General features: G+C 36.3%; 10 protein-coding genes and 1 pseudogene. 7 read left to right on the top strand and 4 right to left on the bottom strand.

The window, feature by feature from the left end:
• Positions 1-2 precede the first annotated feature (2 nt).
• From bamA to murI, 4 genes are all read left to right on the top strand, one after another.
• The gene (bamA, locus tag GFO_RS01025; RefSeq protein ID WP_049792058.1) at positions 3-2,624 is read left to right on the top strand and encodes an outer membrane protein assembly factor BamA; all 2,622 of its coding nucleotides are present in this window, start codon (positions 3-5) and stop codon (positions 2,622-2,624) included.
• 31 nt (positions 2,625-2,655) lie between these two features.
• Complete coding sequence (locus GFO_RS01020) at positions 2,656-3,465, top strand: OmpH/Skp family outer membrane protein (RefSeq protein ID WP_011708137.1); 810 nt, start codon at positions 2,656-2,658, stop codon at positions 3,463-3,465.
• 37 nt (positions 3,466-3,502) lie between these two features.
• Positions 3,503-4,012: an OmpH/Skp family outer membrane protein gene (locus GFO_RS01015; protein ID WP_011708136.1), complete on the top strand. Its 510-nt coding sequence runs from the start codon at positions 3,503-3,505 to the stop codon at positions 4,010-4,012.
• 72 nt (positions 4,013-4,084) lie between these two features.
• Positions 4,085-4,879 (top strand): glutamate racemase, encoded by a 795-nt coding sequence (gene murI, locus GFO_RS01010; protein ID WP_011708135.1) that lies wholly within the window; start codon positions 4,085-4,087, stop codon positions 4,877-4,879.
• A 126-nt stretch (positions 4,880-5,005) separates the two neighbouring features.
• On the opposite strand, the gene GFO_RS01005 is transcribed toward murI, so the two are convergent.
• On the bottom strand, positions 5,006-6,055 hold the full coding sequence (locus tag GFO_RS01005; protein WP_011708134.1) for a PorP/SprF family type IX secretion system membrane protein: 1,050 nt from the start codon (positions 6,053-6,055) through the stop codon (positions 5,006-5,008).
• A gap of 61 nt (positions 6,056-6,116) precedes the next feature.
• Here GFO_RS01005 and GFO_RS01000 point away from each other — a divergent pair.
• Positions 6,117-7,035: pseudogene (locus GFO_RS01000) on the top strand (NifU family protein).
• A gap of 148 nt (positions 7,036-7,183) precedes the next feature.
• Here GFO_RS01000 and GFO_RS00995 read toward each other — a convergent pair.
• Positions 7,184-9,454, bottom strand: a complete 2,271-nt coding sequence (locus tag GFO_RS00995; protein ID WP_011708131.1) for an inorganic phosphate transporter — start codon at positions 9,452-9,454, stop codon at positions 7,184-7,186.
• A gap of 186 nt (positions 9,455-9,640) precedes the next feature.
• Here GFO_RS00995 and GFO_RS00990 point away from each other — a divergent pair, with 186 nt between their 5' ends.
• Both GFO_RS00990 and GFO_RS00985 read left to right on the top strand, forming a co-directional pair.
• On the top strand, positions 9,641-11,689 hold the full coding sequence (locus tag GFO_RS00990; protein ID WP_011708130.1) for a thioredoxin domain-containing protein: 2,049 nt from the start codon (positions 9,641-9,643) through the stop codon (positions 11,687-11,689).
• Positions 11,690-11,757: 68 nt separating this feature from the next.
• Positions 11,758-12,621, top strand: coding sequence for a mechanosensitive ion channel family protein (locus GFO_RS00985; protein ID WP_011708129.1), 864 nt, complete (start codon positions 11,758-11,760; stop codon positions 12,619-12,621).
• 14 nt (positions 12,622-12,635) lie between these two features.
• On the opposite strand, the gene tsaB is transcribed toward GFO_RS00985, so the two are convergent.
• Positions 12,636-13,295: a tRNA (adenosine(37)-N6)-threonylcarbamoyltransferase complex dimerization subunit type 1 TsaB gene (gene tsaB / locus GFO_RS00980; RefSeq protein ID WP_011708128.1), complete on the bottom strand. Its 660-nt coding sequence runs from the start codon at positions 13,293-13,295 to the stop codon at positions 12,636-12,638.
• Between the two features lie 11 nt (positions 13,296-13,306).
• Entirely contained in the window at positions 13,307-14,587 is a 1,281-nt protein-coding gene (locus GFO_RS00975) for an efflux RND transporter periplasmic adaptor subunit (protein ID WP_011708127.1), read from the bottom strand.
• Position 14,588: the final 1 nt, after the last annotated feature.

Here is a 14,588-nt window from a genome sequence, read left to right as displayed (position 1 = left end):
TCATGACGAAAAAGATATTTACACTTATTGCATTTTTTTTCATATTCAGTATAACTGCTAAAGCACAGGACCTACCCCTTGGAGATTCTAAAAAATATACCATTGGCGATATAAAGGTTACCGGTACTACTACATACAATGAAAAAACAGTAATAGCATACACAGGTTTAAAAGAAGGAGAAGAACTATTTATCCCAGGTGAAAAATTACGGGACGTAATTAATAAGCTCTGGAAACTTGATCTTTTTAGTGACATCAATTTCTATATCACCAATGTAGATGGGAATGTTGCCGATCTGGAACTTGAAATTAAAGAAGTCCCAGTATTAAACCAGGTTAGGTTTAGCGGGATTAAGAAAAAAAGCGAAAGAGAAGATCTTATCGACGAGAGCGATCTGAAACCCGGAGTGAAAGTAACCGAAAACCTTATTACCACTACTCAGAACTATATTCAGAATAAATATAAAAAAGAGGGATACTTCAACACAAAAGTAGACATTAGAACATCTGAAGTAGTTGACACCACCAACTCCAACAAAGTGAATATGGTCGTGGATATTGCCCAGGGTGATCGTGTAAAGATTTCGGATCTTGAATTTACTGGCAACGAAAAACTTTCTGATGCGAAGTTAAAACGCAACATGAAAAATACGAAGCAAAAGAATTTTTTCAGATTCTGGAAGCGTTCTAAATTCGTTCGAGCTGATTATCAGCAAGACAAGATTGCAATAATTGATAAATATAAAGAAGAAGGTTACCGGGATGCAAGGATCATTTCAGATACTCTTATAAAATTAGATGACAAGAATATCGCTTTAGAATTAGACCTTGAAGAAGGAAGTCAATATTATATTGGAGATATCGGCTTTTTAGGAAATGTTGCTTATACTGACGATCAGCTGGGCAGGGTACTCGGGCTTAAAAAAGGAGATATTTACAACGGTGTTCTTATTGATGAAAGAATACAGGGAAGAGAACCAAACAAAACATCTGTTGCTAACTTATACCAGAACAACGGTTACCTGTTTTCAAATATAGATCTTGTTGAAACCAACGTTTACAATGACACTATAGATTTTGAAGTAAGAATCGTGGAAGGTAAAGAAGCTTATTTTGATGAAATAAGAGTAACGGGTAATGACAAAACGAAAGATCACATTATCTATCGTGAGATGAGAACTAAACCAGGCCAAAAATACAGTCAGGAAGCTGTAGTAGCTACTGTACGTGAATTAGGTGCGCTTGGATTCTTTGATGCCGAACAACTAAATCCTGAATTTGTAGATCCAGATCCTAGAGAAGGAACTTTAAGCCTGGAGTATCAGGTAGTAGAGTCCGGAGCCAGCCAGATTGAACTACAAGGTGGTTACGGTGGTGGTGGATTCATTGGAACCTTAGGACTATCTTTTAACAACTTCTCTATCCAGGGCCTTTTTGACAAAGATGCTTATAAGCCTATCCCGATGGGAGATGGACAAACCTTATCTTTAAGGGCTCAGGCAAGTACCTTTTATCAAACTTATAGCCTTTCATTTAGAGAACCCTGGTTAGGTGGAAAAAGACCTGTTAGCCTTTCTACTTCTTTTAGCTATACAAGACAGTTTTTATATGATTATATAGAACGTGAAGCAGACAAAACAAGAAGTTTCGATATTCTTGGAGTTAGTGTAGGTCTGGCAAAGAGGTTGCAGTCACCAGATCAATACGCTACCATCTCTAATCTTGTTGGTTTCCAGAGATATGATCTAAATAATTACAATACTGGTTTGTTTACATTTGGTAACGGACATTCTAATAACCTTTATTACCAATTAGGGATCACTAGAGATAACACCAGGGTAAATCCAATTTTCCCTACCGGCGGTTCTAAGTTTGCATTTACCGCAAAACTAACTCCTCCATACTCTCTTTGGAATGGTGTTGATTATGGCGACCTAGAAAATCAAGATGAATACCAGTTAAGAGATGAAAATGGTAACTTTATTAACGAGCAGGGAGCTCGTGTAACCGCTGAGAATTCTGTTGCTGATCAGGAAAAAGTTGATCAGAAGAAATATAACTGGTTGGAATTTTACAAAATTAAATTAGATGGTAGCTGGTATGAAACTTTAGCAAGTTTCGGTCCTAGTAGTAATTTAGTTTTAAGAACTCATGCTGAATTTGGTTTCCTGGGTGCTTATAATAATGAAAGAGGAGTTCCACCATTCGAACGTTTTTATCTTGGAGGTGATGGTCTTGGGTCTTACAGTTTAGATGGTAGAGAAACTATTCAATTAAGAGGTTATCCAAACCAATCTGTAGTTCCAATTGACAGACCGGTGAATGAAAGAGATGATGGAGCGGTTATATATAACAAGTATTCTCTGGAATTACGTTTTCCTATTACTTTGAAACCGGCGGCTTCGATTTATGCACTTTCCTTTCTGGAGGCAGGAGCCACTTATGACAATTTTAGAGATTATAATCCGTTTCAGTTAAACAGATCTGCCGGGGTTGGCCTTAGAATCTTTATGCCAACATTTGGTTTATTAGGTATTGACTTTGGATATGGATTTGACGAGATTGTTGGTCAGCCAGGTCCAAATGGATGGGAAACACACTTTATCATTGGTCAACAGTTTTAATTTGGCACGATATTTTCTATATTCGATTTAAATGAAAAAAAGAATATTCTCCATACTAGCAATTACAGTCTTTAGCCTTTCATCGGTAATGGCTCAAAAGACTATTAGACTTGGCTATATAGATATGGAATATATTCTTGAAAACGTTCCGGAATACCAGGAAGCAAGCAAACAGCTTGATAATCGTGTTCAGGAATGGAAAGCCGAAGCAGAAGTTAAAATGCGCAAGGTAGACGATATGAAAACCAGGCTGGATAATGAAAGAGCACTTCTTACTAAAGAGCTTATCGAAGAGCGTGAAGGTGAAATTTCTTACATGGAGCAACAGGCTATAGAATATCAGCAAAATAGATTTGGTCCCAATGGTGATTATATGATTCAAAAAAAGCAATTGGTAAGACCAATTCAGGATCAGGTTTTCACAGCCGTTCAGCAAATCGCTGAAAATAGAAATTTAGACTTTGTTTTTGATCGAACCGCAGATATTGGAATGATATATGCAGATCAACAATACGATGTAAGTGAAACGGTTCTTAGAACTATTAAAAGGACTGCTAACCGCGAACAACTTGAAAACCGAAGTGAAATCAAAGAGTTTGAGCAGGAAGAAAACAGAACTGTTGAACAGGATAGAGAAATAACTGAGCGAGAAGAACAGGCAGAAGAGAAAAAATCTGAACGTGAAGCTTTGATCGAGCAGCGAAGAAACGAACGTGATTCTTTAAAAGCTGTGCGACAGAATGAATTTGAAGAAAGACGCGCAAAGATCCTTGCTGAAAGAGAGAGAAAAAAAGATTCTATTCTTAGGTCAAGAGAGAAAAAGAACGATACAATAAATTAAATTTTTAAACCTTAAATTAAACTTAACGAAGATTACAATGAAACAATTCAGAACACTTTTTATAGCTTTAGCATTAATAATTGGCGCTACTGCTTTTACAAATGCACAGTCTAAGGTTGCACACGTCGCTACTCAAGATTTAGTACAATCATTACCTGAGTATAAAGGCGCGATGGATCAGCTTCAAAAACTTGAAAAGACTTACGACGCCGAGATTAAAGATATGTTGTCTGAAGCTCAAAGCACTATGCAACGTTACGAGGCAGAAGCAAATACAAAATCTGAAGAAGAGAATCAAAAAAGAGCTACAGAACTACAAGCTGCTCAAAGAAGAATTCAGGAGCATAGCTCTAAAGCAAGACAGGATCTTCAGAAAAAAGAGACTGATCTACTAAGACCGGTTCTTGAGAAAGTACGTACCGCTATTCAAAAAGTTGCCAGAGCAAAAGGATATGATTACGTATTAGATTCTACTACCGGAACAGGAGTACTTCTTGCTGATGGTTATGATCTAATGCCAGACGTAAAAAAGGAATTAGGACTGTAATTTCAGCCTATATATAATAAAATTTAAAAAACTGCGTACAGACTTGTACGCAGTTTTTATTTTTGTAATAATATGAATGATCCCAGACCAATAGGCATTTTCGATTCAGGAGTAGGCGGCACTTCTATTTGGAAGGAGATCCACCGACTTTTACCTCTTGAAAATACTATTTATTTATCTGATAGTAGAAATGCACCTTATGGAATAAAAACTCAGGAAAAGATCATTCAACTTTCTATTAAAAACACTGAAAAGTTACTGAAATTGGATTGTAAGCTCATTGTAGTCGCTTGCAATACTGCTACCACGAATGCCATAAGAATTTTACGTTCAGCTTACAAAACGGCTATTATTGGCATTGAACCGGCAATTAAACCGGCAGCACTAAAAAGTGCTAATAAAGCCATTGGTATTTTAGCTACTCGTGGAACGCTTACCAGCGAACTTTTTGCACAGACTTCTGAATTATACACCAGAGACATCAATGTTATTGAAGTGGAGGGGAATGGTCTTGTAGAACTTATAGAAAATGGAAAAAAAGACGCTGACGAAACTAAAAAGTTGCTTCTGGGATTATTAGATCCTATGCTCAAGGCCAAAATAGATTACCTGGTACTGGGATGCAGCCACTACCCCTACCTCATTCCATTGTTAGAAGAGATTCTACCACCAGAAGTTAAGATCATTGATTCCGGGGAAGCTGTTGCGAGACAGACCAAAAATATTCTGGAAAATAATGGCCTTTTAAATATTTCAAAAGAGAATACAAGAACTCCTGAGTTTTATACCAATAGTGATCCCCAGGTACTTTCAGATATTATCCAGGCAGAAACATATAATTATAAGGTAGCTGAAATGGATTTTTAATGACTTGATTACCCGAAATGGTGATTTGAATGGCAATTATATATAACATTGTGTACAGTAAAGATATCTTTCACCAAACATCCTCCAACTGCGCTCAGGCTGACAAAAGAAACCGAACAAAGATTTCTAATTATTAATCGCTGGACATTTACAATGATAACGCTCCCTGCTTTTTCCAAAATTATAGCCAAGTGTGATTTGATGAAACCCACCATTACTCAACACGATTGAATTTAGTTGATAACTGTACGTATAACCAAAAACGAATTTATTATAATTTAAACCTACAAAAGGAGTGATATATCTCAATTGCTCATTTTGCACCTGCTCACCGTTAAGCGTATACTCGGCACTTTCAAAACTATTACGGTAAGACAATCCCCCCCATAGTTTTCCATTCTCTAATTGGTAATAAGCCTTGGCATTCACATCCAGAGCCATCTCATTTGTTGCTTCTCTGGCCTGCAAAAGAATTGAAGGTTCGAAACTCCAGGGATCATTCTGATTTAAGCTGAAAACGTAGCCTGCCGAAAACAGGTATCTTCTCATATTACTTGGAACCGCATCAGAATAAAAAAGTTCGCGACTTACCGAAAGAATGTTCTTCGCCGCAAAATGAAAATACAGGTTTCTCACATAATAAGAGATCCCAAAATCCATATTTGCAAAAATATCACTATTATTTTCTCCAATTAACGGGTCAAAATTTGTAAATCCGCTTGTATCCAGTCTATGCTGAATTACTCCCGCACTAAGACCAAAAGATAATTGGTTTAGATCTACTGTGCTACGGGAAAACATAAGATGGTAGGCAAAAGTAGCATAAGCCCCTAATTTTGAAAAATTTCCATTTTCATCACGAAAAAGAATTCCTCCTACTCCAATTTTATCATTTACCCTTGAATTATAGGAAAGGGTTTGTAAGTTCGGTGCATCTTCAACGTCAAACCACTGCTGTCTGGCAGTCAATCTTATTTTATCATAATTAGACGCCCCTGCCATCGACGGATGAATAAGATAAAGGTTATCGGTAAGGTAATCTGAGTAAGTAGGAATGATCTCCTGAGCCTTTATTGCCGAAGTATTTAAAAATAGAATCAACACTAAAAACCAGGAATATTTAAGAACTGGAAATTGCCGTAAATGGCATCGAACTATATTAGCACTTCTCCCCATAAAGGCTGTAAATATATGTATTACCTAGTTTTTCTTTAGTATTTTTGACAAAAATTTTGAGATGAAAGATTTCAATATCAATATAGTTAGAACTACAACTCCTTCGATTGCAAAATTTGAAGCAGACAAGTTTCTTACGCGCCACGAGAGTTTTGAGTTTAAAAATATAGATGAGGCTTCCAGATCTCCAATTGCACAACAGTTATTTTATTTACCTTTTGTAAAAACGGTTTATATCGCGCAAAATTTCATCGCGATAGAGAAATATGATATCGTGGAATGGGAGGATGTAGAAAAGGAAGTAGCTGAGCAAATAGAAACCTATCTTAATAAGGGGGGTGAAGTTATTAAAGAAGTAAAAGCTTCAACAGGGAAAGTACCGGTAACAGTTTATGCCGAAAGTACGCCTAACCCGGCAGTAATGAAGTTTGTAGCCAATAAAAAACTTGTTTTAAAAGCTGTAGAATTCAAGAATATAGATGATGCTAAAAATGCGCCATTAGTTCAAAAACTTTTCCATTTTCCATTTGTAAAAGAAATATTTATTGATGAGAATTATGTTTCCATTCAAAAATACGACATGGCCGGTTGGGAAGAGATCACTATGGAGTTACGAGAATTTATAAGAAATTATATTGAAGAAGGGAATGAAGTCTTAAATGTTGAAAGTGTTCAAGTCGCAGCTGATTCTTCTTCAGAAAAGGGAACAAAGACTCCTGAATTTGAAAACCTTGATGACACTTCGCAGCAAATCATCGCTATTCTTGATGAATATATTAAACCTGCAGTAGCAAGTGATGGGGGAAATATTCTTTTTGACAGACAGCTACAATGAAGAAAATAAAACAGTGAAGGTTATTCTTCAGGGTGCTTGTAGCGGCTGCCCATCTTCTACTATGACGCTTAAAAGTGGTATCGAAACCATGCTTAGAGATATGTTACGTGATAAAGTAGAATATGTTGAAGCTGTAAATGGATAAAATATGCCTGTTATTTATTGTGATTGCTGGATCTAATAGCTAACAATGAAAAGTATAAAATGAATCAAAAAATCCCTTTTTCGAGGGATTTTTTATTTGAACTCATCTAATTTTTTTGGATTGTATTGAAAAAATTTAAACGAGTTCATTAATAATTGGTGCTTCTTGCTTCATTATAGAATTCCTGAAATAGCTGAAGCAGGTTCATCGTAGAGCCAATAAGGTCTTTAGTTTCTAATAAAATTCCGAAATATAATTTTGTATTCTTCGGACTCGATTCAGAAGTACGAATTCTTTCAATTTGTTTTTGAATAAGGTCACTCACGTAATCCATCAATTCCTGTTTCTCGCTAAGAAGATTATTAATATTTCCGAATTCATGATTATCAAAAGTTTCTGTAATCTCATCAAATAGAATCTGCATTTTATCATCTACTTTTTTAAGATCACGAATTTGATTGAATTTTAGGTTCTTATGATTATTATGAACATGATTGTAGCTGTTCCTGGTGATAAAACCTATAGACTGCACCATATCCTGAAGATAGTCTAGCGTTAGAATATAAAACTTACTGGCTTCTACCGAATCTTCATCCAGTGACTTAATAAAATAAAAGATATTATCTTTTAGTTCATCTACTTCAGATTCCAGTTTTTCAATCTTCTTATAGTTTTTCTTTAACTTACTTAGATCGTAATACCCTAATTGATCGACGGTCTTGGAATACATTTTATTTATTCCACCTATAACATTTGATATATTTTCTGAAGTTTCAGAAGTGATTTCGTTGATCGTAATAATATCACTTTTCTTAAATTTTTTCTTAGTCTTTTCTTCACGAGCTTTTCTGGAATGTAATATTCCACTTCTAACCACAAGCACTATTGCTAAAATGATTAATACAGCTAAAGCTATAGGCCCTCCAAAATAGATAATCGCTCCAAAAACAGCAGCTGCCGTAAAAGCGACAATTGCAGTAACAAACCAGCCGCCAACAACATTTAGCACACCGGCTACTCTATAAACTGCACTTTCGCGATCCCAGGCTCTATCTGCCAGAGAAGTTCCCATTGCGACCATAAAAGTCACATAAGTTGTAGATAGTGGTAGTTTCATATTAGTCCCAATAGAAATTAAGACACTGGCGACCACTAGATTTACAGATGCACGAACCATATCAAAAGCAGGTGCATCTATCCTTCTGTTTTTTAAATTAGCATTTGGCTTATCAAATTTGTTGTCAATTCTTCTTTTCATACTTGCAGGAAGGATAGTAGACATCGCGCTCCCAAAAAGAACAGAATATCTAACGATACCCCTGGACAACCAATTAGGCTCAAATCGCTCTACCCCATCTCCCTGCCGTGAAAGGTTTATTCCTGTATCTACCACTGAACGTGCTTTGGTGGAAAACCATAAGGTTATTACCATAATAGCACCTGCCACTACCAATAAAATTTCTGGAGTAGGAACACTTCCCGACAGTCCCGTCATTGCAAATTCTGAAGGCAGTACTCCGGTAGCTGCATGAGCACTTTGCCAGAGATCAAATGACTGCCAGGCCGCAATTGGTACCCCAATAAAATTCACCAGGTCATTTCCTGCAAAAGCCAGTGCCAGGGCAAAAGTTCCAATAATGATAATTGTTTTTAGAATATTGATTTTTAGCACACTCATAAGAAACTGAGAAATCGCTGTAAAAATCACGAAACCAATAAGGACAATAGTTAACGTATGGGTATTAACATACTCCATGGTTCCTTCAGTAATGTACGGTACACTTTTGAGGCCTTTGATCACAATAAAATACAAAATAGCCGTCAGGGACACGCCTCCAAAAATAGCCCCTACATATTTAATTTTTTTCTCAAATTGAAATGAAAAAATCAACCGGGAAATATATTGTACAAACGCTCCTATAAGGAAAGCGATCACCACCGCCAATAGTATGCCTATGATAATCTCTGTAGCCTTGGCCGTATTAATATAGTCTCCCAGCAATGCCAAATCCCCGCCATTTTCCTTATAAATCTTTATCACCGCCATACAAACAGCGGCACCCAGTAATTCAAAAACTATAGAAACGGTAGTAGATGTAGGTAGCCCCAGAGAATTAAAGAAGTCTAAAAGTAAAACATCGGTGATCATAACCGCCATAAAAATGATCATGATCTCCTCAAAGTAAAATTCACCAGGCATAAAGATCCCTTTTCTGGCGACCTCCATTAAACCACTTGAGAATATTGCTCCAACAGCAACACCCACACTGGCAACTATCAAAATAGTCCGCATGGAGATTGCCTTCGAACCAATTGCTGAATTAAGAAAGTTTATGGCATCGTTACTAACTCCAACTACTAAGTCTGTAATCGCAAGGGCTAAAAGAGCCACTAACATTACCAGGTAAATATCTTCCATAAGTAGATTTATCTTCAACCGGCAAAATTGAAAATTTATTTCTGAACCGGTGTAGGGCTTAAAGTTATTAAAAGATTAATAATATGAGAGTTAATTATGGGTCTCTTATATAATTAGTAATTTTAATCTGTAAGAAAATTACTGAAATTTTCGGATTCTGAAAATAATTTAATCCCCTCTGCACTAATGGATAATAATCAAGAAAAACATACAAACGATTTAATTCATGAAAGTAGCCCGTATCTATTACAGCATGCTCACAACCCTGTTGACTGGAAGCCCTGGAATGATGAAAATCTGGACCAGGCGCAGAAAGAAAATAAATTACTACTAATTAGTGTTGGTTATTCGGCGTGCCATTGGTGCCACGTAATGGAACATGAAAGTTTTGAGGATGAAGCGGTAGCAGAATTAATGAATGTTAATTATATCTGTATAAAAGTAGATCGAGAAGAAAGACCAGACGTAGATCAGGTTTATATGAATGCCGTACAAATTATGACGGGTATGGGCGGATGGCCCATGAATATTGTTGCACTACCCGATGGTAGACCGGTTTGGGGTGGAACCTATTTTAGAAAAGAGCAATGGATGGAAGCCTTGCAGCAGATATCCCATTTGTTTAACTCTCAACCTGAGAAACTACTGGAATATGCTGAAAAACTGGAACAAGGATTAAAGCAAATTCAAATTATTGAGCCTGTAAAAGAACAAAATAAACCTCATAAAGACTTCTTTATTCCTATTATCGAAAAATGGAAACGCTCTTTCGATCCTAAAAATGGAGGTTATCAAAGATCTCCAAAATTTATGATGCCCAATAACTATGAGTTTTTATTAAGATATGCTTTTCAAAATTCTGATAAAGAATTAAAATCTCATTGCTTACTTACGTTGAACAGGATCTCCTGGGGAGGGGTTTTTGATCCTATTGAAGGAGGTTTTTCCAGGTATTCGGTAGACGAGAAATGGCATGTCCCGCATTTTGAAAAGATGCTTTATGATAATGCGCAATTAGTTCAGCTATACTCCAAGACCTATAAGATCACGAAGAATAATTGGTACAAGGAGGTTGTTAAGCAGACTTTGCAGTTTATTTCGGCGGAAATGACTGATGAATCCGGGGCTTTTTATTCAGCTTTAGATGCCGACAGTGCTAACGAAAATGGTAAAAAAGAAGAGGGTGCTTATTATGTTTGGACTAAAGAAAATTTGAAATCTATTCTAGGAAATGAATTTGAGATATTTTCAGAATACTATAATATAAATAATTATGGAAAATGGGAAGCTGATAATTATGTATTAATCAGAACAAAATCTCTGGATCAACTATCTCAAGATCTGGATATTCCCAGGGAAGATCTTCAGCAGCGAATAGCCCAATGTAATTTAAAATTAAAAAAGGCAAAATCTAAAAGAGAAAAACCCGGACTGGATGATAAATCGCTCACTTCCTGGAATGCCTTGATGATAAGCGGTTATACCGAAGCATACAAAGCTTTCAGAAATGGTGAATATTTAGAAGCCGCTGAAAAAAATGCTGCTTTCATCTTAGAGAATCAATTACAAGAAAATGGTAGATTATATCATTCCTACAAAAATGGAAAAAGCACTATAAACGGGTATCTTGAAGATTACGCTTTTAGTATTTCAGCATTTTTAGATCTTTACGAATGTACCTTTGAACAAGAATATCTGGGTCGTGCCCGAAATTTAATAGATGTCACTGATAAAGATTTTACAGACTCAGTATCGGGACTCTATTTTTTCACATCAGATAAAGATCGGGAATTGGTAACTAAAACGATCGAAATTAGTGACAACGTGATTCCTGCCTCCAATTCAGAAATGGCTAAAAATATTTTTCGCTTTGGTAAATTAACAGGCGATATGAAATATGTTGGAAAAGCAGAAAAGATGTTGCAAATAGTCATGGATAAGATTCCGGAGTATCCTCAATCATATTCAAATTGGCTGGATCTAATGCTAAATTTCACAAATCCCTTTTATGAAATTGCTATTACCGGAGAAAATTACAAAAATTTAGCCGAGACTTTTCAGGAAGATTATCTTCCAAATACAGTGCTTGCGGCAACCGATTCTAAATCTAATATGAGTCTGCTTAAAGATCGTTTAGTAAACGGCAAAAATCTTATCTATATTTGCACGGAAGGTTCTTGCCAACTTCCTGCAGCTTCAAAAGATGAAGCTCTGCAGCACATATCACAAGTTTAACAAAATTTAAAGAAGATTTAAACTCTATTTTTTTACAATTAGGGCTTAAATAAAAATAACTAAAAACTATGGAAAGACTGAATAGCTGGGGCGATATCGCCAAAGAGTATGGAAGCAAACTTATTGATTATCTTCCTACTCTACTTGGAGCAATTGCCTTGCTTATCATTGGACTTTGGGTTATTAAATTAATCGTAAAGTACCTGAAAAAATTATTCGAAAAGAAAGATTATGATCCTACACTTGAAAAATTCACGGTTAATGCTGCGAGCTGGGGATTAAAAATCATCTTATTTGTTCTTTTCATTACACAATTAGGAGTTGAAAGCGCATCACTGGTTGCTGCAATTGGTGCCGCAGGTTTAGCGATTGGTCTTGCTTTGCAGGGCTCTCTGGCAAATCTTGCAGGAGGAGTTTTAATTATCGTTCTAAAACCTTTTAGAGTTGGCGACTGGATAGAAGCTCAAGGGGTTTCTGGTAGTGTTGTGGAGATTTCATTATTCTATACCAAATTAGATACTTTTGGAAACCAGCGTGTAGTGATACCTAATGGTGAATTAAGTAACGATAATATTACCAATTACAGTTTCAATAAAACCAGAAAAGAGAGTCTTACTTTCGGAATCTCTTATGACGATGATATTAAGAAAGCAAAGGAAGTTCTTACCAATATGGTCATGGAACAGGAGAACGTTCTAAAAGATCCTGCGCCGCAAATTATTGTTCATTCCCTTGGGGACAATTCAGTAAACTTTTCTGTTAGATATTTTGCTGAATTACCGGTATTCTGGGATCTTCACTGGTATATGATTGAGGAAGGTAAAATTAGACTTGAAGAGGCCGGAATGACCATTCCTTATCCTCAAAGAGATGTTTATCTTTACGATCAAACCAAGATGAAAGGTACTGTTAGAGAGAAAAAATCTGAATAAGATAAAACTTTTCTTTAACCGGCAATAAAGTCTTTTAAATAATAAGGTTCAAAATAAGCGACATCTTCGGTGTCGCTTTTTTGATACTTATATTCTGCCATTTCTGCCATTTCCGATGCTGATGGATACTTCAATTTATGAAAAACAGCATTTGAATGTTTGCAGATTTCTTCAAATTTCGTGACGCCATTCCCTATAAAATGAACTTCAGATTTTTCTAAATATTCAGAAAAAGAATTCTCATCAAGGATTTGTGCTTCAGTATCTCTTATCTGCTTTATTTCAGCATCATAAACTGCCGAATAAACCTCCATTCTTCTGGCGTCAAGCATAGAAACAAAAATGCCGTCCCTGTCTTTTAATTTATAGGCGAGAAGATCTAAAGTAGGAACTGAAATAAGAGGAATATCAAGAGAGAAACAAAGCCCTTTAGCAGCAGAAACCCCTATTCGTAAACCGGTATAAGAACCAGGTCCTTTGCTTACGGCTATCGCATCAAGATCGTCTACTTTAAGACCTGTTTCCTTTAAAATGTTTTCTATAAAGACATGAAGTTTTTCAGCATGAGAATAATTCTTACTGTTATCTTCTTTTAATGAAAGTAATTTTCCATCCTTAGCGATCCCAACAGAGCAGTTGGTAGTAGCGGTCTCAAGACATAGAATAATTGCCAAAATTTGCGATTTTATTCGGTTTCTTCCTCTTTTTCTTCTTTCTTCACTTCAATATCATCACCAGAATTCAGGCTTTTTGTTACTGTACTATATGGTCCTGTAACAACGATATCACCTTTCTTAAGCCCACTGGTGATCTCAATATGAGAATCATCCTGAACACCTGTATTTACCACGCGAAGTTTAGCTTTTCCACCGTCTTTCACAAATACACATTCAAATTTTTCATCTTCTTCTCCGGAAGGTTTTGTGCCATAAGATTTTTTAGTTGCAGTAGTATCACTTTTTATAACGATTGCACTTATCGGGATTCCAATTACATCCATTCTTTTGTTTGTAATAATATCTACTGTTGCCGTCATCCCTGGTCTAAAAGGAGAATAGTTTTCAGATTTACCTTCCATAAGATCTACATAAGATTCTTTAAGAATTCTAACTTTCACCTTAAAATTAGTAACCTGATCTGTAGTTAATTCGTTATCTGCGGTGTTTGAAATTTCAGTCACAACGCCCTTAAATTCTTTTCCAAGATAAGCATCAACCTCAACGAGTGTTGAATCGTTCACAGAAACCTTTACAATATCATTTTCATTTACATCCACTTCCACTTCCATATTATCCAGATTGGCCACACGAAGAATTTCGGTTCCCGCCATTTGCTGGGTTCCAACCACTCTCTCTCCAAGTTCTGCATCCAGCTTAGAAATGGTACCACTCATAGGAGCATATATATTGGTACGTCCCAGATTATCCTGTGCTTCGGTTACCGTGGCAGCACTACTTTGCATGCTATAATAAGAGGATTCCTTATTAGCTTCGGCCATCTCGTAATTAGAAACAATCCCATCCCATTCAGCCTTTGAAATCACTCCTTTTTCGAATAAGGTTTTATTTCTCTGATAATCGGCCTCTGCCTGTCTAAGATTTGCCTGAGTTTGAGAATAATTGGCCTTAGAGTTTTGATAGCTCGCCTGTGCCCTTTGAACGCTAGACTGATAAATATCCGGATTTACTCTTACTAAAAGATCGCCCTTCTTCACCGCCTGCCCTTCTACTATTGGCAGTTCAATAATTTCTCCGGAAACTTCCGAAGAAAGCTTCACTTCGATTTCAGGCTGAATTTTTCCAGTTGCAGAAACGGTTTCTGTAATATCAATAGGTTCGATCTCTGTGATTTCTACCTGTTTAATATTGGCAGAGTTTCCAAACCATCCGGCTTTTTTACCAATTAGCAATAAAACAATCAAAGCCACTACAACGCCAAGAATGATGAAAATTTTCTTTTTACTCATT

This window comes from Christiangramia forsetii KT0803 (genome assembly GCF_000060345.1).
GTDB classification, from domain to species: domain Bacteria; phylum Bacteroidota; class Bacteroidia; order Flavobacteriales; family Flavobacteriaceae; genus Christiangramia; species Christiangramia forsetii.
This window is presented reverse-complemented; position numbering and strand designations above follow the sequence as displayed.

Bases quoted from the DNA above. Each gene is read 5' to 3' on its own strand.
- murI (WP_011708135.1), top strand. From the start codon at position 4,085: ATGAATGATCCCAGACCAATAGGCATTTTCGATTCAGGAGTAGGCGGC.
- GFO_RS01020 (WP_011708137.1), top strand. From the start codon at position 2,656: ATGAAAAAAAGAATATTCTCCATACTAGCAATTACAGTCTTTAGCCTT.
- GFO_RS00995 (WP_011708131.1), bottom strand. From the start codon at position 9,454: ATGGAAGATATTTACCTGGTAATGTTAGTGGCTCTTTTAGCCCTTGCG.
- GFO_RS01005 (WP_011708134.1), bottom strand. From the start codon at position 6,055: ATGGGGAGAAGTGCTAATATAGTTCGATGCCATTTACGGCAATTTCCA.
- GFO_RS00990 (WP_011708130.1), top strand. From the start codon at position 9,641: ATGGATAATAATCAAGAAAAACATACAAACGATTTAATTCATGAAAGT.
- GFO_RS00985 (WP_011708129.1), top strand. From the start codon at position 11,758: ATGGAAAGACTGAATAGCTGGGGCGATATCGCCAAAGAGTATGGAAGC.
- GFO_RS01015 (WP_011708136.1), top strand. From the start codon at position 3,503: ATGAAACAATTCAGAACACTTTTTATAGCTTTAGCATTAATAATTGGC.
- bamA (WP_049792058.1), top strand. From the start codon at position 3: ATGACGAAAAAGATATTTACACTTATTGCATTTTTTTTCATATTCAGT.
- GFO_RS00975 (WP_011708127.1), bottom strand. From the start codon at position 14,587: ATGAGTAAAAAGAAAATTTTCATCATTCTTGGCGTTGTAGTGGCTTTG.